General features: G+C 60.9%; 17 protein-coding genes. 14 read left to right on the plus strand and 3 right to left on the minus strand.

The window, feature by feature from the left end:
* Positions 1-68 precede the first annotated feature (68 nt).
* Positions 69-2,738, minus strand: a complete 2,670-nt coding sequence (locus tag GJA_RS07350; protein ID WP_242404473.1) for a sensor domain-containing diguanylate cyclase — start codon at positions 2,736-2,738, stop codon at positions 69-71.
* A 248-nt stretch (positions 2,739-2,986) separates the two neighbouring features.
* Between GJA_RS07350 and GJA_RS07355 the strand changes: the two genes are divergently transcribed.
* The 9 genes from GJA_RS07355 to GJA_RS07395 all read left to right on the plus strand — a co-directional run bounded on the left by GJA_RS07355 (position 2,987) and on the right by GJA_RS07395 (position 16,149).
* Entirely contained in the window at positions 2,987-3,358 is a 372-nt protein-coding gene (locus tag GJA_RS07355; RefSeq protein ID WP_038490507.1) for a YajD family HNH nuclease, read from the plus strand.
* Positions 3,359-3,361: 3 nt separating this feature from the next.
* Positions 3,362-4,594: a winged helix-turn-helix domain-containing protein gene (locus tag GJA_RS07360; RefSeq protein WP_038490511.1), complete on the plus strand. Its 1,233-nt coding sequence runs from the start codon at positions 3,362-3,364 to the stop codon at positions 4,592-4,594.
* Between the two features lie 111 nt (positions 4,595-4,705).
* Positions 4,706-5,041, plus strand: a complete 336-nt coding sequence (locus GJA_RS07365; protein WP_051780414.1) for a CzcE family metal-binding protein — start codon at positions 4,706-4,708, stop codon at positions 5,039-5,041.
* A gap of 235 nt (positions 5,042-5,276) precedes the next feature.
* A complete protein-coding gene (locus tag GJA_RS07370; RefSeq protein WP_038490514.1) occupies positions 5,277-7,967 on the plus strand; it encodes a bifunctional acetate--CoA ligase family protein/GNAT family N-acetyltransferase in 2,691 nt (896 codons plus the stop codon).
* 250 nt (positions 7,968-8,217) lie between these two features.
* Positions 8,218-8,967 (plus strand): hemerythrin domain-containing protein, encoded by a 750-nt coding sequence (locus GJA_RS07375; protein ID WP_242404474.1) that lies wholly within the window; start codon positions 8,218-8,220, stop codon positions 8,965-8,967.
* Between the two features lie 200 nt (positions 8,968-9,167).
* On the plus strand, positions 9,168-11,684 hold the full coding sequence (locus GJA_RS07380; protein ID WP_242404475.1) for a DUF349 domain-containing protein: 2,517 nt from the start codon (positions 9,168-9,170) through the stop codon (positions 11,682-11,684).
* Positions 11,681-12,133: a molybdenum cofactor biosynthesis protein MoaE gene (locus tag GJA_RS07385; protein ID WP_038490517.1), complete on the plus strand. Its 453-nt coding sequence runs from the start codon at positions 11,681-11,683 to the stop codon at positions 12,131-12,133. The genes GJA_RS07380 and GJA_RS07385 overlap by 4 nt, the downstream gene beginning before the upstream one ends.
* 137 nt (positions 12,134-12,270) lie before the next feature.
* Complete coding sequence (gene clpB / locus GJA_RS07390; RefSeq protein WP_038490520.1) at positions 12,271-14,889, plus strand: ATP-dependent chaperone ClpB; 2,619 nt, start codon at positions 12,271-12,273, stop codon at positions 14,887-14,889.
* A gap of 168 nt (positions 14,890-15,057) precedes the next feature.
* The gene (locus GJA_RS07395) at positions 15,058-16,149 is read left to right on the plus strand and encodes a polyamine ABC transporter substrate-binding protein (protein WP_242404476.1); all 1,092 of its coding nucleotides are present in this window, start codon (positions 15,058-15,060) and stop codon (positions 16,147-16,149) included.
* Between the two features lie 335 nt (positions 16,150-16,484).
* Here the strand turns inward: GJA_RS07395 and sixA are convergent, their stop codons facing one another.
* Both sixA and ppk1 read right to left on the minus strand, forming a co-directional pair.
* Positions 16,485-16,943, minus strand: a complete 459-nt coding sequence (gene sixA, locus GJA_RS07400; RefSeq protein ID WP_038490526.1) for a phosphohistidine phosphatase SixA — start codon at positions 16,941-16,943, stop codon at positions 16,485-16,487.
* Between the two features lie 53 nt (positions 16,944-16,996).
* A complete protein-coding gene (gene ppk1 / locus GJA_RS07405) occupies positions 16,997-19,090 on the minus strand; it encodes a polyphosphate kinase 1 (protein WP_038490529.1) in 2,094 nt (697 codons plus the stop codon).
* A 258-nt stretch (positions 19,091-19,348) separates the two neighbouring features.
* On the opposite strand from ppk1, the gene pstS reads away from it, so the two are divergent.
* The 5 genes from pstS (at position 19,349) to phoU (ending at position 24,046) form a co-directional block, all read left to right on the plus strand.
* On the plus strand, positions 19,349-20,398 hold the full coding sequence (gene pstS, locus GJA_RS07410; RefSeq protein ID WP_038490532.1) for a phosphate ABC transporter substrate-binding protein PstS: 1,050 nt from the start codon (positions 19,349-19,351) through the stop codon (positions 20,396-20,398).
* A gap of 179 nt (positions 20,399-20,577) precedes the next feature.
* Positions 20,578-21,561 carry a phosphate ABC transporter permease subunit PstC gene (pstC, locus tag GJA_RS07415; protein ID WP_242404477.1) on the plus strand — a complete coding sequence of 328 codons (984 nt, stop codon included), beginning with the start codon at positions 20,578-20,580 and terminating at the stop codon, positions 21,559-21,561.
* Positions 21,562-21,590: 29 nt separating this feature from the next.
* Positions 21,591-22,466 carry a phosphate ABC transporter permease PstA gene (pstA, locus tag GJA_RS07420; protein WP_144241677.1) on the plus strand — a complete coding sequence of 292 codons (876 nt, stop codon included), beginning with the start codon at positions 21,591-21,593 and terminating at the stop codon, positions 22,464-22,466.
* Positions 22,467-22,484: 18 nt separating this feature from the next.
* Entirely contained in the window at positions 22,485-23,288 is an 804-nt protein-coding gene (gene pstB / locus GJA_RS07425) for a phosphate ABC transporter ATP-binding protein PstB (protein WP_038499001.1), read from the plus strand.
* Positions 23,289-23,335: 47 nt separating this feature from the next.
* On the plus strand, positions 23,336-24,046 hold the full coding sequence (gene phoU / locus GJA_RS07430) for a phosphate signaling complex protein PhoU (protein ID WP_038490540.1): 711 nt from the start codon (positions 23,336-23,338) through the stop codon (positions 24,044-24,046).
* Positions 24,047-24,063 lie beyond the last annotated feature (17 nt).

Consider the following 24,063-nt stretch of genomic DNA (forward strand, 5'->3'; position numbering starts at 1 on the left):
TTGCAGCAGGCAGTATGAATCTACGACAAGGCAATGCAACGCCGCCATGGACATTTTGTGAGCCACTTCTAAAGCGCGATTTCGCTTGATCTATATGTGTTGCGCCCGGCCTGCTTGGCCTGGTACAGCAGCACGTCGGCCTGTTTCAGCAAGGCGGCCGGGCTGATCGCCTCATCGCGGTAAAACGCCAGGCCGATGCTGGCCGAGATGTCGACGCTGACGCCGTCCAGCTCGAACGGCGCCTGCATCGCCGAGACGATTTTCGCGGCCAGCACCGCCGCATCCTCGGGCTTGCCGATTTTTTCCATGATGATGGTGAATTCGTCGCCGCCGAGGCGGGCGATGGTGTCGCTGGCGCGCATGGCCTGCGTCAGCCGGTTCGAAAAGGCGCGCAGCAGCGCGTCGCCGACGCCGTGGCCGTACGTGTCGTTGACCGGCTTGAAGCGGTCGATATCCATGTACATCACCGCCATCAGGCCGCGCGTTTCCTGGCAGGCCAGCATCGCGTCGCTGAGTTTTTGCAGGAAGCCGGCGCGGTTGGTCAGTCCGGTCAGCGCATCGACCTGGGTCAGTTTCAGCAAGCGCTGTTTTTCGCGTTTTTGCGCGGTGATATCCTGGCGCATCGCGTGGAAACCGACCACGCTGCGGCCATCCTCGCCGGTTTGCGGGATGTAGATCACTTCCATGCAGCGTTCGATGCCGTCTTTTTGATCCTCTTCCTCGAAACTCAGGGTTTCGCCCTTGAGCACGCGCAGTATGTACTGTTCCAGCACCGGGTAGCGAATGTCGCCGACGATTTCGCGCACCGTCCTGCCCAGCACATGTATCCCGGTCAGGCTGAATTCGCGCTCGTAGGCCAGGTTCTGGAAACGATAGATCTGGTCGGCGTCGACGTAGGCGACCATGGTCGGCAGGGTGTTGGCGATGGTGCGCAGGCGCGCCTCGCTTTCCAGCAGCGCCACTTCGGATTCGCGCAGCGTGGTAATGTCGTCCAGGCTGCCGACATAGCCTTCGATCCTGCCGTCGATCAGGATCGCGGCGATCTTCAGCGACACCCACACCACCTTGGCGTCGCGGTGCAGGCAGCGCAGCGTGACCTGGAACGGCTGGCGCGTGCGGCCCAGTTGCTCCAGCGCCGCCATCAGGATGCAGTCGTCGTCCGGATGCACCGGGCTCATCCAGCCGGCGCCCAGCGCGTCGGCGCGCGGCAGGCCGGTGATCAGTTCAAAGGTGCGGTTGACGTAGGTGCACTCGCACTCCTGGTCGAGGCGCACCAGGCCCAGCGGCGAGGCGTCGTTGACGGCCGCCAGTTCGGCCTGGTTCTGGCGCAGCGCCAGTTCCTGCAGGCGGCGCTGCGAGACGTCTTCGGCGATGCACAGGATGTATTCGGTTTGCTGCTCGTCGTCCAGCACCGGCACCGATACCGTATGCAGGTGGCGCAAGGTGCCGTCCGGGCGCATGAACGGTTTTTCGGGCGAGTCGATGACGCGCTGTTCGGCCAGCAGGCGGCGGTCGTCGTCGCTGTCATCGAGCGAAAACGCGCCGGCGAAGGCCAGGTCGTCGTGCTTGCCGATGACATCGCCGGCGTTGTAACCGGTGACCCGTTCGGCGGCCTTGTTCCACACCACCATCCGGCCGAAATCCTCGGGCCGCGCGCTTTTGACGTAGACCAGCACCGGCAAATGGTCGATCAGCGATTGCAGGAAGCTGTGGTTGTGGCGCACCTCCTGCCCGGCCTGCCTTACCTCGCGCATGCTGTCCTGCAGGCGCCGGCTCTGGCGCATCAGCAAGGCGATAAAGCCGATAATCAGCGCGGTAAACACCAGCAGCGCGATGAAATAGGCGTAGCGCCGCTGTTCGAACTTGGCCAGCGCCACCTGGCGCGTCACGCCGACCACCGCCAGCAAGGGATAGCGCGGCAGGTCGCGGTAGCTGTAGATGCGCTCGATCTGGCGCAGCGGGTCGGACCGATCGGGCGGCTGCGTGATCAGCACCTGGTCGGCCGGATATTGCGGCTCGCCCGGCACGAAAAAATCGATCTTGTCGCTGACGATCAGTTTTTCGCCGATGCGCCCGACCGCCAGGCCGCTGTCGCGCGCGATCAGCATCAGCGCGCCATCCTCGTCGACGTTGAGACGGTCGTAATCGTCGACGAAATAAGTCGGATCGAGCATGATCACGATGGCGCCGGCGAACTGGCCCCGGGCGTCGTTGAGGCGGCGCGAAATGCGGATCAGCCATTTTTTGCTGTCCGCCTCCATCACCGGGGTGTCGAACAGCGGCCCCTCGGCCTGGCCGGAGCGCAGCGTCTTGAAGAAGGTTTCATGCGCCAGGCCTGCCGGCATGTAGGCGTTGGCGCTGTCGATGACGCTGCCGTCGGTGCCGATCAGCGCAATCGGCAGGTTCAGCCGGGACGGCAGCACGCTGTCGAGCAAGCCGCCGCGGCGGGTGAATTCATCCAGCCGCAGCGCGCCGCCGGTTTCCTCGTATTTGAGCTTGAACAGCTGGGTCGCATGGTCGGTCTGGCGCAGGATGTAGCTGATGTGATCGGACAGCGTGCGCGCCAGCGACTGGCTGTTGAACACCGCGTCCTTGACGGCCGTCTGGCGCTCCTGGTCGATGTGATAAAACACCGCGCTCCACAAGGCCAGCAGCAATACCAGCGCGAAGGCCGGCAACAGCGTGACCGGGTACAGTCGGTGCAGCAGGTGGCGGGTTGTTCTGAGCTTGGAGATCAATTGGGCGCTTGCGTACAAGAGTCATTGAAGGGGATATAAGGCTGCGCATAATAGCCGAAGATTGGTATTATTTTGCGCCAAATAACGTTCTTTGTGGCCAGCCAGCGGAAATATATAGCGGATTGCCAATCCGCGGCGCGCGGCGTGGCGGAAAATCTGCACACTGGCCGGCTTCCTTATAAAATGGACGCCGGTGGCTGCAGCCACATTCCTTGACCGACTCACCCGCTACCTGATTGAAAGCCGCCATGCAGATTAAAAAGCCCGATCCGGAAAAACTGGACAAGATCGTCGCCGACGCGCGCCGCGCCGCCGACCTGCGCGAAAGCGGTTACCGCGAACGCTCGCTGAAGATGTACCCATGGATTTGCGGACGCTGCATGCGCGAATTCACCCGCGCCAACGTGCAGCAACTGACGGTGCACCATCGCGACCATAACCACGACAACAACCCGCCGGACGGCAGCAACTGGGAGTTGCTGTGCCTGTATTGCCACGACAATGAACACTCGCGCTACCTGGAAGCGGATCGCGGCGCCGGACTGCAATCGGCGGCCATGCAGGCGGCCACCCACAATCCGTTCGCGGCGCTGGCCGGCCTGATGAAAAAGAAGGACTGAGCGATGGCTGGCACGGCGCCCGACATCAGGCTGTCGCTGGCGGCGGCGCGCGCGCTGCACCTGGCGGCCCAGGGGCTGCTGCAGCCGCGCCGCCGGAAGGCCGTCAAGGCCGATGTGCTGGACGCCATACGCCGCATGGGCGTGCTGCAGATCGACACCATCCACGTGGTGGCGCGCAGTCCGTACCTGGTGCTGTGGAGCCGGCTGGCCGATTATCCGCAAGCGTGGCTGGAAGAATTGCTGGCCGAAGGCGCGCTGTTCGAATACTGGGCCCACGAAGCGAGCTTCGTGCCGATCGAGGATTACGGCTTGTACCGGCAGCGCATGCTCGATCCCGGCGCGATGGGCTGGAAGTATTCCGAGACCTGGATGCGCGAACAGCGTCCGGCGGTCGACGCGGTGCTGGAGCATATCCGGGCCAACGGCGCGGTGCGCTCCGCCGACTTCGAGCGCACCGACGGCAAGGGCGGCGGCTGGTGGAGCTGGAAGCCGGAAAAAAAGTCGCTCGAAGTGCTGTTTACGGCTGGCGTGCTGATGATCGCCAGGCGCCACAATTTCCAGCGCTTCTATGACCTGGCCGAGCGCGTGCTGCCCGGCTGGAGCGATGACCAGCTGGCGCCGCGCGAACAGGTTCACCGCGCGCTGCTGCTGAAAAGCGTCAAGGCGCTGGGGCTGGCCAAGGCGTCGTGGATAGCCGACTATTTCCGCACCAGGCAGCCGCGGCCGGACCTGGAAGCGCTGGTCGCCGAGGGCGCGCTGCTGAAGGCGCGCGTGGCCGGCTGGAGCGAAGCCGTGTATATCCATCCCGACCACCTGGCGCTGGCGCGCGGCGCCGCCGACGGCAAGCTGGCGGCGACCCTGACGAGCGTGCTGTCGCCTTTCGATCCGGTAGTGTGGGACCGCCGCCGCGCGCTGGAATTGTTCGGTTTCGACTATCGGCTTGAATGCTACACCCCGGCCGACAAGCGCCGCTATGGTTATTTCACGCTGCCGATCCTGCGCCGCGGCGCGCTGGTCGGGCGGGTCGACGCCAAGGCGCACCGCGGCAGCGGCGTGTTCGAGCTGAAGTCGCTGGTGCTGGAACCGGGCGTGCGCATCAGCGAACGTTTTACTGGCGACGTGGCCGGCGCGCTGCGACGCCTGGCCAACTGGCATGGCTGCCCGGCGGTGCGGGTGACGCATGCCATCCCTGATGGTTTTGCGGCGCAATTGCAGGCCGCGTTACCCTTGTTTTAACTTGTCATCCAAATGTCATTTTTGCGTCATCCGTCTGTGCGGATCGGTTCGTAGAATGATCACATCGCTTTGACAAAAAGCTGTGATCAACCCTGACAAAAGGACCGATATATGAAAACCGTCAAGACCCGCATGATCGCCATTCTGGCCGTAACTTTGTTGAGCCCGCTGGCTTCCTTCGCCGCCGATGCCGCCAGCCCGGCCCTTGGCCATGCCGTGCCGGCATCGGCCGCGACGCGCACCGTGACGATTTCCAGCGCCACCGAGCATGTCAATGTGAACCAGGAAGATGTCGTCAAGTTCGAAGCCGACGGCAAGTCCTTCACCTGGCAATTCGACACCCTGCGTTCGGACGAGCGCTTCGACCTGGCCGCGATCGCGCCGGCCGACGTGCATGTCAAGAACGTGCGCGTGTACGTCGCGCCGAATCCGATCTACAGCAATTAATTAGTGAACATCATCGTGGGTGGCCAGGCGAGGTTCTGGCCACCACGGCTTGGCTGGTCTGTATCGCCGGTATCAAGCCGCTGCAGTTGGCGATGAGCTTTGTAAAAGTATCGATGCCGCTATTCCGGCCCGGGCCGGCGTGGCAAAAAAAGCATCCGCATCAAGTTTTTTACCGACCCTTTGAATTACACTGGCTGCCTGTTGCCGTCACCGCCATCCAATCCAAAGGCCAGCCATGAGTATCCGCAATTTCGACAGCCTGTTCAAACCGAAGTCGGTGGCGGTGATCGGCGCGTCGTCCAGGCCGGGCGGCATCGGCGCCACCGTGTTCAATAATATGCTGGCCGGCGGCTTCGATGGCCCGGTCTGGCCGGTCAATCCGAAATACCAGCACATCCACGGCCAGCGCTGCTACGCCAAGGTTTCCGCCTTGCCGGGCGTGCCGGAACTGGCGGTGATTTGCACGCCGCCGGCCACGCTGCCCGGCCTGATCCGAGAACTGGGCGGACGCGGCACCCGCGCCGCCATCGTCATGACGGCCGGCTTCGACGATGCCGCCGCACAACATGGAGCAAGCGGCGGCAGGCGGCTGCGCCAGGCCATGCTGAAGGCGGCCCAGCCGCATTTGCTGCGCATCCTCGGCCCGGACAGCGTCGGCTTGCTGGTGCCCGGCATCGGCCTGAACGCCAGCGTCGCCCACATTCCCGCCTTGCCGGGCCAGATCGCGCTGGTGTCGCAATCGGTGGCGCTGGCCAGCGGCGTGCTCGATTGGGCCGTCACGCGCGGCCTGGGGTTTTCCAAATTCATTTCGCTGGGCGGCGGCGCCGATATCGATTTCGGCGACTTGCTCGATTACCTGGCCGGCGACGCCGATAGCGCCGCCATTTTGCTGTACCTGGAAAATTTGCACGCGGCCCGCAAATTCATGTCGGCGGCACGGGTAGCGGCGCGCAGCAAGCCGGTGATCGTGCTGAAAGCCGGCCACGCGGCCAATGGCGCGGCTGACACCGCCTGGCACGCCGGCGCGCTGGCCGGTTCGGATGCGGTCTACGATGCGGCGATCCGCCGCTCCGGCATGTTGCGGGTCTATTCGGCCGACGAATTGTTCGACGCGGTGGAAACCCTGGCCCATGTGCGCGAACAGCGCGGTGAACGCCTGACCATCCTGGGCAATGGCGGCGGCATGGCCGTGATGGCGAGCGATGCACTGGCCGGCGCCGGCGGCCAGCTGGCCAGCTTGTCGCCGGCCAGCGTGGCGGTGCTTGACAAGGTATTGCCGCCGGGCTGGTCGCGGCGCAATCCGGTCGGCATCGCCGGCGCCGCGCCGGTGCAGCGTTATGTCGATAGCGTCAAGCCGCTGCTGAACCAGGCCGGCTCGGATGCGCTGCTGTTCCTGCATGCGCCGACCGCGCTGGTGTCCAGCAAGGACATTGCCGACGCGCTGGCGCCGCTGATGCGCGCCAGTGCGCGCACGGTGCTGGCGTGCTGGCTGGGCGGCGCCTCGGTGGCGCCGGCGCGGCAAGTGTTTACCCGGGCCGGAATCCCGACCTACGACACGCCCGAGAAAGCCGTGCACGGTTTCATGCAGATCGTGCAATACCGGCGCAACCAGGAGTTGCTGATGGAAGTGCCGGGCCAGTTGCCGCAATCGGCGCCGCGCCGCGCGCGGGTGCGCGACATCGTGGCCCAGGCGCTGGCGGCCGGCCAGACCGTGCTGGGCGAATGCCGGGCCAAGGAAATCCTGGCCGCCTACGGCATACCGGTGGCCGTCACGCGCATGGCGGCCGACGTCGAAGAGGCGCTGGCGGTGGCGGCGCAGATCGGCTATCCGGTGGCGCTGAAGATCCATTCGGCCGACCTGGCCCACAAATCGGACGTCGGCGGCGTGGCGCTGGATCTGGACACGCCGGATATCCTGCGCACTGCCGCCGCCGCGATGCTGAAACGGGTGCGCCGCATGCGGCCTGATGCGCGGCTGGACGGTTTTACCGTGCAGCAAATGGCGCGCCGCCCGCATGCGCATGAATTGATCGTCGGCGTGACCACCGACCCGGTGTTCGGGCCGGTGATCCTGGTGGGGCAGGGCGGCCTGGCGGTGGAAGTGACGGCCGACCATGCGATCGGCTTGCCGCCACTCAATACCGTGCTGGCGCGCGACATGATCAGCCGCACCCGCGTGTCGAAATTGCTGGCCGGCTACCGCAGTTCGCCGCCGGCCGATATCGACGCCGTCTGCCGCACGCTGATCCAGGTGGCGCAACTGGTGGCCGACGTCGGCGAACTGGCCGAGCTGGACATCAACCCGCTGCTGGTCGACCCCGGCGGCGTGATCGCGCTCGATGCGCGCATCCGGCTGCAGCCGGGCAATGCCAACGACCGGCTGGCGATCCGCCCCTATCCGCAAGAACTGGAGCAGCAAGTCGAATGGCAGGGGCAACAGATCACGCTGCGGCCGATCCGTCCGGAAGATGCGCCGCAACACATGGAGCTGTTCCGCGCGCTGGATCCGGAAGACATCCGCGCGCGGTTTTTCACGACCATGCGCGAATTGTCGCCGTCGCAACTGGCACGGCTGACCCACATCGATTACGACCGCGCGATGGCGTTCATCGCGACCCGTGCGAATGCGCTGGGCCAGCCGGAAACGCTGGGCGTGGTGCGGGCGGTGGCCGATCCGGACAATATCAGCGCCGAATTCGCCATCGCGGTGCGTTCGCGGCTGAAAGGGCAGGGACTGGGACCGATTTTGTTCGCCAAGCTGATCGCCTATTTCCGCAGCCGCGGCACGCAACAATTGACCGGTGAAACCTTATCGCAAAACAAGGGCATGCAACGGCTGGTCAAGCGGGCCGGCGGCGCGGTATTCCCGTCGGAAGATTCGGGCACGCTGAGTTTGCGTATCCAGTTACAGGGCGAGCCGGCCTGAGCGTGCCTGGCAAAGCGTCCATCGCGGGCTTGCCTTGCCGTGGACGCTGTGCCAGTCGCTCTTATTGTTTAGCTTGCTTGCGTAAGCCTGATCTTACACAGGTTTGTCGAAGATCAAACCCATGGTTGTTAGCAGTCTTTACACTTTCAGTTCCAGGTTTGGAATACGCACGGTATGCACCAGTCAGTAGCGTTACTCCAGGCCATGAACCATGCTACCGCCGGGGCGGTGGCGCCGCTTGGGAGTGGGAATGTTAACGGCTACATATACTTTGGTTGCGCTATCAGTTGAACAAGCCAGTGTGCGGGTCAGCCTGCTGTCGTTTCAAAAATATGTACAAGCGACGTTAAGGCAGCAAAACAGCATCACCTTGGCGCAATTGCAATACGCTTGCGACCACCTCGACCGTTTGTACCAGACTTGTCATTGGCGCAAGATCGAAATGTATCTGATTCCGGCGATCCGCCAGGCGACCGAGCGGGCCGACCGCCTGCTCGATGAATTAAGCACCCTGAACCGGGCCGCGCTGGACAATGTCAATGCGATCCAGCAGCGCGCCGGCAGCGTCGCCGCGCACACTGAAGAACAGGTGGAGCATATTTGCGCCAATATCGACGCTTTTTGCACGGTGTTGCTGCAGCGGCTGGAAAAAGAAGAACGGGAACTGTTTGCCATTGCGCGCAGTGTCATTTGCGGCGAAGCATGGTTTTCGATCGCCAACCAGTTTCTCGCGCATGATGCGCGGGCCGAGGAGCGGCGCCGCAGCCGCAATACCGCTCTGGCGGTGACGCCTGTGGCGCCGCAGATACAGGTGGTGGCGCCGTCCGGCGGGCCTGACGCGGCCGCCGCGATCCAGCTGGCGCAGCCGCCAGCCGCACAGTTATCTGAGTTGCCAGTGGCAGCGGAAGTTTCCGATGTTTCCGATGTGCCGCCATCGACGACGAACCGGCCGCCGGGCAAGCAAGCCTTGCGGGTTATCGCAACGGATACGAGCGCTTAAAAAAGTGTCCATGGTAAAGTAATGGATATTTTAATAAGGGCTCCAGGCTGTTTTTCAAGGTCTTTGCGATAAACTGCAACCTTGCCCCATCCTTTGCGCCTGGCTTTGTTATGATTGCGGTTTTGATCCATTCAAAGCACGCCATGTTCGATTTCCTTTTTAAACGTTCCGCCAGCAAACCTACTGAAACGAACGTCGTCGTGGCTGAGCAAGCTGCGGCAGCGGTCGCTAGTGCGCAGGCCGCATCGCGCCGCGCCGAACAGGCTGCTCAGGCGCAAGCCGTGGCCGGCAATGAAACCGCGGCCGTTGAATTTATCCTGCGCAGCGAGTTCGCCGATGCGCGCCTGATCGCCGCCGGCCATGTGCATAGCCAGGCATTGCTGGAGCAAGTGCACCAGGCGATGCGCAATACCGACCGCCGGGTCGCCAAATTGATGCAAGGCCGGCTGGACTTGATACGCCATCAGCAAGCCGAAGAACAAAAAGCCCAAGCGGGCATCGATACCGCCCAGCGTTTGCTGCGCGATGAAAAACTGAGCCCGAATCAGGTTGCCGAACTGGATCGCGCATGGCTGGTGATCAAGGCGACAGCGCCACTGACCGAACAATTTACCACCGCCCGCGCCGCGCTGGCGCTGCGCCTGGAAGCGCAAGTGGCCTTGCAGCGCGCCGTGATCGACGCGGTGGCCGAATTGCGCCGCCTGCCGGCCAGCGGCTTGTCGGCCGAACAGATGACGCAGGCGCTGGAGCGCCTGAATAACGCCCATGCGGTCCATGCGGCCTCGCTCGAATTCGCATCGTTGCCGAAGCATTTGGCGGCTGATTTTGCTGATGCTCAAGCGCAAGTGCAAGCCGGTTTGCTGGCGCTGGCCCAGCATCAGGCGGCCTTCGACAGCCGCCAGGCGACGCTGGCCGAATGGCAGGCGCAAGAGCTGACCACCCTGAATGCCGACACGCTGAAGCGGGCATGGAAAAACCTGCCGCGCTTGCCGGAAAACGATGTGTCGAATGGCTTGCAACAGCAATTCGACACGCTGCTGGCCAGTATTCCGGTACCGCTGCCGGTGGTGAAGGAAGAGCGCGCCGCGGTTCCGCAAAAAGAAAGCAAAGAACACAAGGAACACAAAACCGTTTCCAGCGCAGAATTCCTGAAGGCGCTGGACGGCATGGATGCCGCCTTGCAGGAAGGCCAGTTGCAACTGGCGTCCGAACACGATAAAACCCTGCGCGACAGCAAGCACGGCCGTTTGACGCCGGCCCAGTCCGACCGCCTGGCCCATGTGCGCGCCGAATTCAAGCGGCTGGCCGATTGGGCGCGCTGGGGCGGTAATGTGTCGCGCGAGGAATTGGTCAAGGCCGGCGAGGAATTGCCGGCGCTGGCCTTGCCGATGACGGAACTGGCCAAGAAGGTCGGCAGCCTGCGCGAACGCTGGAAATCGCTCGACACCTTGTCCGGCCCGGCGCCGAAATCGTTGTGGGAGCGTTTCGACGCCGCCTGCAGCGTGGCCTACGCGCCAGCCGCCTTGCACTTCAGGCAACTGGCCGATGAACGTCACGGCAATGCGGCCAAGGCCCAGGAATTGATTACCGAAACGGCCGCGCTGGCCGTGCAGGAAAGTAGCGACTGGAAACAGATTGCCGCCGCAACGCAGCGTTTGCGCCAGGCATGGAGCCGGCTCGGCACCATCGACCGCAAGGAAAAGAAACGCCTCGATGCGGAATTCTCGACAGCGCTGGCGGCATTGTCGGCGCCGCTGGAGACCCAGCGCCAGATCGAAACCGCGCGCCGCGAGCAATTGATTACCGAAGTCGGCTTGCTGAAGCCTAGCGAGCGCAACACGGTCGACATGTTGAAAGTATTGCAAGAAAAATGGCAGGAACTGGCCAAGGCCTTGCCGCTGGAACGCCGCGCCGAACAGGCTTTGTGGCAGCGTTTCCGCGCCGCATGTGATGAAGTCTTCGCCAAGCGCAAGGAAAGCGCCCACGCCGCCGACCACGAACGGCGCGAACATTTGCACGCCAAGGAAGCGGTCTGCGCCGACCTGGAAGCCGCCGTGATCCCGGAACAAGGCGACGACAAGAGCCGCATCGCCTTCATCGGCAACTTGCTGCGCGACGCGCGCCAGGCCTGGGGCGCGGTCGGTCCGGTGCCGCGCGCCAGCGAAGCCAAGATCGAACAGCGTTATCAGGCGGCAGTCGGCCATGTGCAGCAACAGGCCGACGCCATCGCCGAACGTGCCGGCGCGGCGCAAGCGAACGCCTTGCGCGACAAATTGCGTTTGTGCCAGTCGCTGGAAAGTGCGCTGGTCCAGCCGGATGCCGGTATCAGCAGTGATGAATGGCAAGCGCGCTGGAGCGGACTGCCGCCGCTGGATGCCCAATACGAGCGTGTATTGCACGGCCGTTTTCATGCTGCTTTGAATGCATTGCAACAAGGAGCAGCCGATTATGCGGCCTTGTTGCAAGTGAATAGCGCCAAATTGCTGGAAGAAGTATTGCGCCTGGAAATCGTCGCCGGCGTCGACAGCGGCGCCGAATTCGCCCGCGAGCGCTTGAAAATGCAGGTCGGGGTCTTGCAATCGTCGCTCAAGTCCGGCCAAAAGCCGCTGAGCCAGATCTCGCAACTGCAACAGCTGTGCGCGATGCCGGCCTTGGCCGACAGCCGCACCGCCAGCCGCATCGAAGTCTTGCTGCGCCGCATAGGCGGCGCAAAATGAGTGCGGTGCGTATCCAGACGGACGACTTCGACCTGAGTAGCGAAGTCGCCCGCCTGCGGGCCGGCCAGCCGCAAGTCGGCGCGGTGGTGACCTTTGTCGGCACCGTGCGCGACATGAACGACGGCGCGTCGGTGTCCGAGATGGAGCTGGAGCATTATCCCGGCATGACCGAACAAGCGATCACCGCCATCGTCGAGCAGGCGAAACAGCGCTGGCCCTTGTATGGCGCGCTGGTGATCCACCGCGTCGGCCCCTTAAAACCGCTGGAACAAATCGTACTGGTCGCCACCAGCGCCGCGCATCGCGGCGAGGCGTTTGCCGCCTGCGAATTCATCATCGACTACCTGAAGACCGAAGCGCCGTTCTGGAAAAAAGAACAGACCCCGCAAGGCGCGCGCTGGGTCGACGCGCGTGTCAGCGACGACATCGCCCTGTCCAAATGGCTGTAAACCCGGGACGGACCAGGATTATCCGGCAATATGTTACTTGGTAACTGTTGCTTCATAATCGAGGTCTGTCCCCGGTGCTTGAAATGCGCGGGGATATCCCAATTTGCTGTATAAGTAAATAATTAGGGAGCATTTCCATGCGGCAAGACAAACTCACGACAAAACTTCAAGAAGCCCTGGCCGATGCGCAAAGCTTGGCGGTGGGCAATGACAATCCCTATATCGAACCAGTCCACCTGCTCAGCGCCTTGCTGAACCAGGACGACGGCGGTGCGCGCTCGCTGTTGCAGCGCGCCGGCGTCAATGTATCCGGACTCGGCAATGCCTTGAAGGCGTCGCTGGAACGTTTGCCGAAAGTCTCCGGCACCGGCGGCGATGTCTTGCCGAGCCGTGAATTGATCGGCGTGCTGAATTTGTCCGACAAGGAAGCGCAAAAAGCCGGCGACCAGTTTATTTCCAGCGAAATGGCCTTGCTGGCGATGGCGGACGACAAGTCCGACGCCGGCAAGCTGGCGCGCGAAAGCGGGTTGTCGCGCAAGTCGCTGGAAGCGGCGATCCAGACTGTGCGCGGCGGTAACAAGGTCGATAACCAGGAATCCGAAGGCCAGCGCGAAGCGTTGAAGAAATACACGCTGGACCTGACCGAGCGCGCCCGCCAGGGCAAGCTGGACCCGGTGATCGGCCGCGACGATGAAATTCGCCGCGCGATCCAGGTCTTGCAGCGCCGCACCAAGAATAATCCCGTATTGATCGGCGAACCCGGCGTCGGCAAGACCGCCATCGTCGAGGGACTGGCGCAGCGCATCGTCAATGGCGAGGTGCCGGAATCGCTGAAGGGCAAGCGGGTCTTGTCGCTGGACATGGCGGCCCTGCTGGCCGGCGCGAAATATCGCGGCGAGTTCGAGGAACGCCTGAAAGCGGTGCTGAAGGAATTGGCGATGGACGAAGGCCAGACCATCGTCTTCATCGATGAAATGCATACGATGGTCGGGGCCGGCAAGGCGGAAGGCGCGATGGACGCCGGCAATATGCTGAAACCGGCATTGGCGCGCGGCGAGCTGCATTGCGTCGGCGCGACCACGCTCGATGAGTACCGCAAATACATCGAGAAAGACGCCGCGCTGGAACGGCGCTTCCAGAAAATCCTGGTCGATGAGCCGAGCGTCGAGGCGACCATCGCGATCTTGCGCGGCTTGCAGGATAAATACGAATTGCACCACAAGGTAGAAATCACCGATGCGGCGATTATCGCGGCGGCGGAATTGTCGCACCGTTATATTACCGACCGTTTCTTGCCCGACAAGGCCATCGATTTGATCGATGAAGCGGCGTCGAAGATCAAGATCGAAATCGATTCCAAGCCGGAAGTGATGGACAAGCTGGAACGCCGCCTGATCCAGTTGAAGATTGAAAAAGAAGCCGTCAAGAAGGAAAAGGACGAGGCGTCGTTGCGCCGGCTCGACTTGATCGATGAGGAAATCCTCAAGCTGCAACGCGAATACAACGATTTCGAAGAAATCCTGAAGGCCGAAAAAGCCGTGGTGCAAGGCTCGACCCATATCAAGGAAGCGATCGACAAGGTCAAGTTGCAGATGGAGCAGGCGCGCCGCGACAGTAATTGGCAGCGTGTCTCCGAGCTGCAATACGGCACGCTGCCTGAGCTGGAAGCGCAATTGAAGCATGCCGAAAGCGGCTTGCTGGCGGCCACCGACGACAAGGGCAAGCCGAAGTTGTTGCGCACCTATGTCGGCGCCGAAGAGATCGCCGAAGTGGTGTCGCGCGCGACCGGCATCCCGGTGGCGCGCATGATGCAGGGCGAACGCGACAAGCTGTTGCATATCGAACAGAAGCTGCACGAGCGGGTGGTGGGCCAGGATGAGGCGATCAACGCGGTGGCCGATGCGATCCGCCGTTCGCGCGCCGGGCTCGGCGATCCGAACCGTCCCTACGGTTCCTTCATGTTCCTGGGACCGACCGGGGTCGGCAAGACCGAGCTGAGCAAGGCGCTGGCGACCTTCCTGTTCGATACCGAGGATTCGATGATACGCATCGACATGAGCGAATTCATGGAGAAGCATTCGGTGGCGCGGCTGATCGGCGCGCCGCCCGGTTATGTCGGTTACGACGAGGGCGGTTACCTGACCGAGGCGGTGCGCCGCAAGCCGTACAGCGTGATCTTGCTGGACGAAGTCGAGAAGGCGCATCACGATGTGTTCAATGTCTTGCTGCAAGTGCTGGACGATGGACGCATGACGGACGGGCAGGGCCGCACCGTCGATTTCAAGAATACCGTGATCATCATGACGTCCAACCTCGGTTCGCAAAAGATTCAATCGATGGACAGCGACGATCCCGGCGTCGTGAAATTGTCGGTGATGGCCGAGGTGCGTTCGCATTTCCGGCCGGAATTCATCAACCGCATCGATGAGATCGTCGTGTTCCATGGCCTGGATGAGAAAAACATCGGCGCCATCGCCAAGATCCAGTTGCAGATCCTGGAACAGCGCCTGGGCCGCATGGACATGGGCTTGACTGTGTCGGAAGCGGCGTTGCAAAAGATCGCCGAAGCTGGCTACGATCCGGTGTATGGCGCGCGGCCGCTGAAACGGGCGATCCAGCAGCAAATCGAAAATCCGCTGTCGAAGCTGATTTTGGAAGGCAAGTTCGGGCCGAAAGATGTGGTCGCCATCGATGCGGACCATGGCGCGCTGGTGTTTGGCAAGGGCGAGGCGGCAGTCGACCTGAGCAAGCCGTAAGCGCAGAGCGCTGATTTGTTGCATTTTAGCAGCAGTTTGGCTGATATAGGCCGGGATCATGGCTAGACCTGATTCTGGCCTGTCGATATAATATGATCGTCATTTAACAATTGGAGACTGGAAATGTTGGCAAGAGCATGGCAAGCGCCTGTGGGGCGGAAATTGGGGATGGCAGTGGCGGCTGTGACTGCGGCCATGGCGCTGGCTTTGCCGGTTCATGTCGAGGCTGCGGAAGAAAAAGTCTTGAACATCTATAACTGGTCGGATTACATCAGTGACGATGCGGTCAAGAATTTTGAAAAGGAAACCGGCATCAAGGTGCGTTACGATGTGTTCGACAATAACGAAATCCTGAATGCCAAGCTGGTGGCCGGCAAGTCGGGCTACGATATCGTGGTGCCGACCGCGCAATGGGCGCGTTTGCAAATCGACGCCGGCCTGCTGCGCAAGCTCGATAAAAGCAAGCTGAGTAATATTGGCAATCTCGATCCGGCGATCCAGGCCAAGTTGTCCAAGATCGATCCGAGCAATGAATACCTGGTCGACTGGCTGTGGGGCTACACCACGGTCGGTATCAATGTGAACAAGGTCAAGGCCGCGCTCGGCAACTTGCCGATGCCCGACAATGCGTGGGATCTGATCTTCGATCCGAAATACGCGTCGAAGCTGAAATCGTGCGGCGTGTCTTTCCTCGACTCGCCGTCGGAAGTATTGCCGGCCGCATTGCAATACCTGAACAAGCCGGCGTACTCGAAGGTCGCCGCCGATTACCAGGAAGCGGCTAAAGTATTACAGGTAATTCGTCCGAATGTGACACTGTTCAGCTCGTCTGGCTACATCAATGACATGGCCAACGGCGCGATTTGCGTGGCGCTGGGCTGGTCGGGCGACATCAATATCGCGCGCCAGCGCGCCATCGACGCCAAGAACGGCAATGTAATCCAGGTGCTGATCCCGAAAACCGCGGCGCTGATGTTCGACACGATGGCGATCCCGGCCGATGCGCCGCATCCAGGCAATGCGCACTTGTTCATCAATTACATCTTGCGTCCGCAAGTGCATGCCAGCCTGAGCAACAAGGTGTTTTACGCCAATCCGAACACGGCCAGCGTCAAGTTCGTGCGCAAGGACATTGCCGACAATAAGGCGATCTTCCTGTCCGACCAGGACAAGCAGCGCATGGCGGCGCCGGAAGCGACCACGGCCGATATACGCCGTTTGATGACGCGCATTTATACCAAGTTCAAGACGGGAATGTAACAGGAAGGAAAAAGCGGAGGAAAATCGGAGAATGGCGTGAGTGGCTGCTGTGACCAGCGCCGCTGACGCCATTGCTACAAATGAGCAAGTTCCGTCACTCGTGATAACGGTCTTGCAGTTTCTGGGCGCTGCCGCGCATTTCATCGATTAGTTCATAAGCGATGAAACTGATCATGGCGCCGAAAATACCGGCAAAGAGCAATGCGAACATAATGTTTTCAACCGCTGTTGGGCGGCCGCTCCCTGGAGTTGATACGCTTAAACTCTAGCAGATGGGGACGGCAATTCAAGACGATTCGCACACGAAATTGTTTTAGCTCATTACTTTACAACGGTTACTTTACCACCAGGTCGTGCGACATCACGGCTTTCAAGTAAACGCTGGCCGGATCGCCCGGTTCGTGCTGTGAAAACCACCAGGCGCCAGCCTTGCGCATGTCCCAATCGAGCTCTTCGCCAGTCAGCAGCAGCGCCGCCACCTGGCCCAGCGTCGGCTGGTGGCCGACGATCAGCACCGACTCTTTGGCGGCAGGCCAGTTGGCCACCTTCAAGATATCTTCCGCTTCCGCACCGGGCGCCAGTTCATTATGCAGCTTGAACTTGCGGCCCAGCGCTTCGGCGGTTTGCAGCGTGCGGCGCGCCGGGCTGACCAGTATCTTGCAACTGTCGGGCAATTGCGAGGTCAGCCAGTCGGCCATGCGGCGCGCCTGCTTCTGTCCTTTCGGCGTCAGTGCGCGCTCCAGGTCCGGTGTGCCGGGCTCGGCTTCGGCATGGCGCCATAAAATCAGATCCATCTTGTTCTCCCTGTATGGTCAAGATACGATTGTGCCTGATGGTGCCCGCGCGTCTAGTCGTGCACCTCGGTACTTGGCGTGCCCAAGGTCTGCATCAAGTATTGCTGCGCACTGAAGGACACTTGCTTGCCGCGCGGCTTGCGGCGCTGGTAATGTCCGCTCGGCTCCAGTTCCCACGCATTGGTATTGTCTTTCAGGTAAGGGTTCAAGCCTTCGGCGATGACCCGCCGTTTCAGCGAGCGGTCCAGTATCGGGAACGCCACTTCGACGCGGCGGAACAGGTTGCGGCTCATCCAGTCGGCGCTGGCCAGGTAGACGTCGTGCGCCAAGTCGTTGCGGAAATAATAGATGCGGCTATGTTCCAGGAAACGGCCGATGATGGAACGCACCCGGATATTTTCGGACAAGCCCGGCACGCCCGGTTTCAGCGTGCAGGCGCCGCGCACGATCAGGTCGATCTTGACGCCGTCGTTCGACGCGGCGTACAGCGCGCGTATCACCGATTCATCGACCAGCGCATTGATCTTGACGATGATGCGGCCGGGGCGGCCGGCGCGGGCGATCTTGGCTTCGTTGCGGATCGCCTTGATGATCTCGCTTTGCAAGCCGAACGGCGCCAGCCATAAATGGTTCAGGTTGTGCGGCTTGGTCAGGCTGGTCAGGTGAATAAACACTTCGTTGACTTCGACCGCCAATTCCTGGCGCGAGGTCAGCAAGCCGAAGTCGGTGTACAGCTTGGTGGTGGTCGGGTGGTAATTGCCGGTGCCCAAATGGGCATAAAAGCGCAGCGCGCCTTCTTCGCGGCGTATCACCAGCGCTACCTTGGCATGGGTTTTCAAGCCGACCACGCCATATACCACTTGCGCGCCGGCCTGTTCCAGCTTGTCGGCCCAGTTGATATTGGCTTCCTCGTCGAAACGCGCCATCAATTCGACGATGACGGTGACTTCCTTGCCCATGCGCGCGGCCGCGATCAGCGATTCCATCAAGTCGGAATTCATGCCGGTGCGGTAAATCGTCTGCTTGATCGCCACCACGCTGCTGTCGTACGCGGCGCTGCGCACGAAGTCGATCACGGTCTGGAACGACTGGTAAGGGTGGTGCAGCAGGATGTCGTGTTTTTTCAGCGCGGCAAAGATGTCGGCGCCGGCCATTTTTTGCGGCAAGCCGGGGAAGAACGGCGGAAAGCGCAGCGCGGGCTGGTTGACATGCTCGATCAGCTCGGCCAGCCGCACCAGGTTGACCGGGCCGTTGACGCGGTACAGCCTGCTCTGGTCCAGGCTGAACTGGTCGAGCAGGAATTGCGACAGCTCCGGCGGGCAATTCATCGCCACCTCCAGCCGCACCGAGGTGCCGAACTGGCGCCCGACCAGCTCGCCTTTCAAGGCCTGGCGCAAATTCTTGACTTCATCTTCATCGACCCACAGGTCGCTGTCGCGAGTGACCCGGAATTGCGAGTAGGCGATCACTTCGCGGCCGGCGAACAAGTCCGAGATATGCGCGTGGATGATCGACGACAGCAGGCAGAACGAGACGCCGTTGGCCGACAGTTCGTCCGGCAGCCGTATCACGCGCGGCAATACCCGCGGCGCCTTGACGATGGCGATCGCGGTGCCGCGGCCGAATGCATCCTTGCCGCTCAGCGAGACGATGAAATTGAGACTCTTGTTAACTACCTGGGGGAAGGGGTGGGCCGGGTCGAGGCCGATCGGCGTCAGCAGCGGCCGCACTTCGCGGTCGAAATAATCCTTGACCCACGCGCGCTGGGCGTCGTTGCGGTCGTTGTGGCGCAGCAAGTGCACACCCTTGGCGCGCAAGGCCGGTAATACTTCGCTATTTAATATGTCATATTGTTGCTGGACCATCAGGTGGCATTCATTGCCGATCCGTTCCAGCGTCGCCATCAGGGCGGGGTGGCCCGCCAGCGAGCCGCCGATGCTGCCGGCCGCCAGCAGGCTGGCCACGCGCACTTCAAAGAATTCGTCGAGGTTGCTGCTGACAATACATAAATAACGCAGGCGTTCCAGCAAAGGGATGCTTTTATCTTCCGCTTGCGCCATCACGCGCCGGTTAAAAGTGAGCTGCGATAACTCACGATCAAGCAAGATGCCTGATTTTGTCACTTCCGTGTGTTGTTCAGGTTTCATGTTTTTTTGTCTTTGCGGATAGTTAATTCTAGCGTGTATTGCACTTTTGGAGTGTAATTGCGAAATGTGACACGCTAGTGACATTGCCCCCGTTTGCGTTACATCAATTATGACAACGCTTGTAATTTTTCACTGTTTCTCGGGGCGTAGAGGTTTTTTTCAGGTTTTTTGTCCATGTCATAAAGCTGTCATATTTGAGCGGTAGACTGCGCAGCATTGATCCGGGACTTTATTCCCTAACAACCCTGAGGACTTGATATGCAAATGAAGCAAATGTTCAAATTGATCGTCGTGGGTGCTTCGGCAGCGATGGCATTTTCTTCCGCTTCCGTCATGGCGGCAGATATGACAGGTGCTGGTGCAACATTCCCGTACCCAATCTACGCCAAATGGGCCGAGACTTACAAAGCCTCGACCGGCAATGGCCTGAACTACCAATCGGTTGGTTCCGGCGCCGGCATCAAGCAAATCAAGGCCAAGACCGTTGACTTCGGCGCGTCCGACATGCCATTGAAAGCGGAAGAGCTCGATGCTGAAGGCTTGACACAGTTCCCGGCCATCATGGGCGGCGTGGTCACCGTGGTCAACCTGGACGGTATCGCTCCTGGCCAATTGAAAATGACCGGCAAAGTGATCGGCGACATCTACCTGGGCAAGATCACCAAGTGGAATGCGCCTGAAATCGTCGCGCTGAACGGCGGGGTCAAGCTGCCGGACACCGAAATCACCGTGGTGCACCGCGCCGACGGTTCGGGCACCTCGTTCCTGTTCACCGACTTCTTGTCGAAAACCGATGCTGAATTCAAAACCAAGATCGGCGCCGGCACGGCGGTGAAATGGGCGGTTGGCGTCGGTGGCAAGGGTAACGAAGGCGTCGCCGCAAACGTGCAGCGCATCAAGGGTGCTATCGGTTACGTGGAGTGGGCTTACTCCAAGAAAAACAAGATGACCCATACCCAGTTGCAAAACAAGGAAGGCACCTATCTGCAGCCTAGCGACGACGCTTTCAAAGCGGCCGCCGCCAGCGCCGAGTGGAACAAAACCCCAGGTTTCGGCGTGGTGCTGACCGACCAGGCTGGTAAAAACAGCTGGCCTATCACCGGCGCATCGTTCATCCTGATGCACAAAACCCAGGCCGATGCCGCCAAAGCCAAGGAAGTCCTGAAATTCTTCGGCTGGGCCTATAAAAACGGCGGCGCCGCCGCTGCCGACCTGGACTACGTGCCACTGCCGGCATCGGTCGTCAAGCTGGTGGAAGATTCGTGGAAAGCCAATCTGAAAGACGCTTCTGGTAAAGCAATCTACTAATCCGGTTTTCCTTCTCTCCTCAGCAGCCGCGGCATGGCGACTTGCAAGGAGAGAGGGGGTTAGCCGGGAAAGCCTGGCCGCATGCTTGCGGTGCAGGCTTTCCCGGCTAGCACGGGCGACCCTGGCTACACATCTAATGGCACAATATGAGCGCAAATTTAACTTCCTCCCCGATCTCCATGCCCGATATTCATGCCGACGCCAGCAATCAGGCGCAAATGCATACCACCATGCGCAAGCAGCGCTTGCAGGATTTTATTTTTCACAAGGTGACGATGTTGTTCGCCTTATCGGTGTTGCTGGTGTTGGTCGGCATCATCATTTCGCTGATCATCGGCGCCTGGCCCGCGTTTAAAGAATTCGGCCCCGCTTTCATCACCACGGTCGAGTGGGACCCGGTCAACGATCAATACGGCGCGCTGATCGCCATCGTCGGCACGCTGTCGACCTCGTTCATCGCCTTGCTGATCGCCTTCCCGGTGAGTTTCGGCATTGCGCTGTTCCTGACTGAAATTTGCCCGGTCTGGCTGCGCCGCCCGCTGGGTACCGCGGTCGAATTGCTGGCCGGCGTGCCGAGCATCATCTACGGCATGTGGGGCCTGTTCGTGTTCGCGCCGCTGTTTGCCGATTACGCGCAACCGGTATTGAAAGCAACGCTGGGCAACTTGCCGGTGATCGGCCAGTTGTTCAACGGCCCGATGATGGGGATCGGCATCCTGACCGCCGGCCTGATCCTGGCCGTGATGATCATCCCGTTCATTTCGTCGGTGATGCGCGACGTGTTCGAAATCGTGCCTGCGGTACTGAAGGAATCCGCTTACGGCCTCGGCTGCACGCGCTGGGAAGTGGTGCGCAAGATCGTTTTGCCTTACACCAAGACCGGCGTGGTCGGCGGCGTGATGCTGGGCCTTGGCCGCGCGCTGGGCGAAACCATGGCGGTCACCTTTGTGATCGGTAACGCCAATAAACTGTCGTGGTCGCTGTTTGCCGCCGGTAACAGTATCGCTTCCACGCTGGCCAATGAATTCGCCGAAGCCGAAACCAAGCTGCATGTCGCGTCGCTGTTCGCACTGGCGCTGATCTTGTTCGCGATCACCTTTATCGTCCTGTCCGGCGCCAAGATCATGTTGGCAGGAATGTCCCGCAAGGAAGGCGCCAAATAATGAGCAATCCATCCAGCCTGAATCCTGAAATGAACCAAGAAGCCTCTCTGAAGCCGGCCATGAATCCGGTCTACCGCAAGCGCCTGCTGGTGCACCGCATCGGCATCGCCTTGTCGGTGGCGGCCATGTCGGTCGGCCTGATCTTCCTGATCTGGATCCTGGCCACGCTGCTGATCAAGGGCGTCGGCGGCCTGTCGCTGAACATGCTGACGCAAACCACGCCGGCGCCGGGCAGCGAGGGCGGCGGCTTGATGAACGCCATCGTCGGCAGCCTGATGATGGTCGGCTTGTCGACGCTGATCAGCACGCCGATCGGGATTTTCGCCGGCATTTACCTGGCCGAATACGGCGAAGAAAACTGGTTCGCGCAAATCACCCGTTTTGTCACCGACGTGATGCTGTCGGCGCCGTCGATCGTGATCGGCCTGTTCGTGTATGCACTGTATGTCGCCAACGTCAAGCATTTCTCCGGCTGGGCCGGTTCGCTGGCGCTGTCGCTGATCGCCGTGCCGGTGGTGGTGCGCACCACCGACAATATGCTGCGCCTGGTGCCGAACAGCTTGCTGGAGGCGGCTTTCGCACTGGGTGCGCCGCGCTGGAAAGTGGCGACGCTGGTACGCTTGCGCGCCGTCAAGGCGGGGGTCGTCACCGGCGTGCTGCTGGCGCTGGCGCGTATCGCCGGCGAAACCGCGCCGCTGCTGTTCACCGCCTTGAATAACCAATTCTTTAGCGCCGACATGAATGCGCCGCTGGCCAACTTGCCGGTGGTGATTTATCAATTCGCCATGAGCCCGTACGACAACTGGCGCGCACTGGCTTGGGGGGGCGCCTTGCTGGTCACCTTCAGCGTGCTGGCGCTGAACATCTTGTCGCGTACGCTGTTTAGCCAGAAAATCCCAAATTAATTGACTGAAGCGATCGATATGAATACGCAAATCATGAACCACGATACCGCCGCCGATGTGGCTCCGAAGAAAAAGACCATCGAAATTTCAGGCTTGAACTTTTTCTACGGTAAAACCCAGAGCTTGCATAACGTCAACCTGGACATCCACGAAAAGAAAGTCACCGCTTTCATCGGCCCGTCCGGCTGCGGCAAGTCGACGCTGTTGCGCACATTGAACCGCATGTACGACCTGTACCCGGGCCAGCGCGCGGAAGGGTCGATCATGTATCGCGGCCGCAATGTGCTGGACGCCGACCAGGACGTCAATATGCTGCGCGCCAAGGTCGGCATGGTGTTCCAGAAGCCGACGCCATTCCCGATGTCGGTGTACGACAATATCGCGTTCGGCGTGCGCCTGTACGAAGACTTGTCGAAAGGCGAAATGGACGAGCGCGTCGAATGGGCGCTGAAAAAAGCCGCACTGTGGGGCGAGGTCAAGGATAAGCTGAACAAGAGCGGCCTGTCGCTGTCGGGCGGCCAGCAGCAGCGGCTGTGCATCGCGCGCGGCGTGGCGGTCAAGCCGGACGTGTTGCTGCTCGATGAGCCGACCTCGGCGCTGGACCCGATCTCGACCTCGAAGGTGGAAGAGCTGATCAGCGAATTGAAACAGGATTACACCATCGCCATCGTGACGCACAATATGCAGCAGGCCGCGCGCTGCTCGGACTACACTGCCTATATGTACCTGGGCGAACTGGTCGAGTTCGGCGAAACCGACCAGATTTTCATGAATCCGGCCCGCAAGGAAACCCAGGATTACATTACCGGCCGTTTCGGCTGATCGGCCCGGCCCGGCAATCACATATAGACTGAATACGGAGAGACAGCATGTTAGGTGAGCATTCATCCAAGCAATACGACAACGAACTCGAAGCGATACGCTCGAAAGTGCTCTTGATGGGCGGCATCGTTGAAACCCAGTTCCTCGATGCGATGACCTGTTTCCGCATCGGCAACCCGGAACGCGCCGACCGCGTGATGCGCGAAGACGACGTCGTCAACCAGCTGGAAGTGTCGCTGGACGACGCGTGCAGCCACTTGATCGTGCGCCGCCAGCCGGCCGCCAACGACTTGCGCACCATCATGGCGACCATCAAGGTCATCACCGACCTGGAACGGGTTGGCGACGAAGCGACCAAGATCGCCCGCGTGGCAAAGAATCTGCACAAGCGTGGCAATGCCGTGGTGAACCATTACGAAATGGTGCGCGGCATCGCCAACACCGCCAGCGACATGCTGCACGACGCGCTGGACGCGTTCGCGCGCAACGATGGCAAGCAGGCTTTGCAACTGATTGCGCAAGACGCCATCATCGACCATGAATTCAGGTCCATCATGCGCAACCTGATCACTTTCATGATGGAAGATCCGCGCACCATTTCGGCCGCGCTCGATACGCTGTGGGTCGCCAAGGCGATCGAACGCATCGGCGACCATGCGAAAAACATCGCCGAATACGTCATTTATGTGGTCGAAGGCCGCGATATCCGCCATACCAAGACGGTATCGACGGATGACGCCGACGAACTTCCAGAGTAATAGTTGCAAGTAAGCGT

Source organism: Janthinobacterium agaricidamnosum NBRC 102515 = DSM 9628 (assembly GCF_000723165.1).
Lineage (GTDB): Bacteria > Pseudomonadota > Gammaproteobacteria > Burkholderiales > Burkholderiaceae_D > Janthinobacterium > Janthinobacterium agaricidamnosum.

Coding starts and splice junctions, on each gene's coding strand:
- phoU (WP_038490540.1), top strand. CDS start 23,336: ATGTTAGGTGAGCATTCATCCAAGCAATACGACAACGAACTCGAAGCG.
- GJA_RS07385 (WP_038490517.1), top strand. CDS start 11,681: ATGAGTGCGGTGCGTATCCAGACGGACGACTTCGACCTGAGTAGCGAA.
- pstC (WP_242404477.1), top strand. CDS start 20,578: ATGCCCGATATTCATGCCGACGCCAGCAATCAGGCGCAAATGCATACC.
- ppk1 (WP_038490529.1), bottom strand. CDS start 19,090: ATGAAACCTGAACAACACACGGAAGTGACAAAATCAGGCATCTTGCTT.
- clpB (WP_038490520.1), top strand. CDS start 12,271: ATGCGGCAAGACAAACTCACGACAAAACTTCAAGAAGCCCTGGCCGAT.
- GJA_RS07375 (WP_242404474.1), top strand. CDS start 8,218: ATGTTAACGGCTACATATACTTTGGTTGCGCTATCAGTTGAACAAGCC.
- pstS (WP_038490532.1), top strand. CDS start 19,349: ATGCAAATGAAGCAAATGTTCAAATTGATCGTCGTGGGTGCTTCGGCA.
- pstA (WP_144241677.1), top strand. CDS start 21,591: ATGAACCAAGAAGCCTCTCTGAAGCCGGCCATGAATCCGGTCTACCGC.
- GJA_RS07370 (WP_038490514.1), top strand. CDS start 5,277: ATGAGTATCCGCAATTTCGACAGCCTGTTCAAACCGAAGTCGGTGGCG.
- GJA_RS07360 (WP_038490511.1), top strand. CDS start 3,362: ATGGCTGGCACGGCGCCCGACATCAGGCTGTCGCTGGCGGCGGCGCGC.
- GJA_RS07395 (WP_242404476.1), top strand. CDS start 15,058: ATGGCAGTGGCGGCTGTGACTGCGGCCATGGCGCTGGCTTTGCCGGTT.
- GJA_RS07365 (WP_051780414.1), top strand. CDS start 4,706: ATGAAAACCGTCAAGACCCGCATGATCGCCATTCTGGCCGTAACTTTG.
- sixA (WP_038490526.1), bottom strand. CDS start 16,943: ATGGATCTGATTTTATGGCGCCATGCCGAAGCCGAGCCCGGCACACCG.
- pstB (WP_038499001.1), top strand. CDS start 22,485: ATGAATACGCAAATCATGAACCACGATACCGCCGCCGATGTGGCTCCG.
- GJA_RS07355 (WP_038490507.1), top strand. CDS start 2,987: ATGCAGATTAAAAAGCCCGATCCGGAAAAACTGGACAAGATCGTCGCC.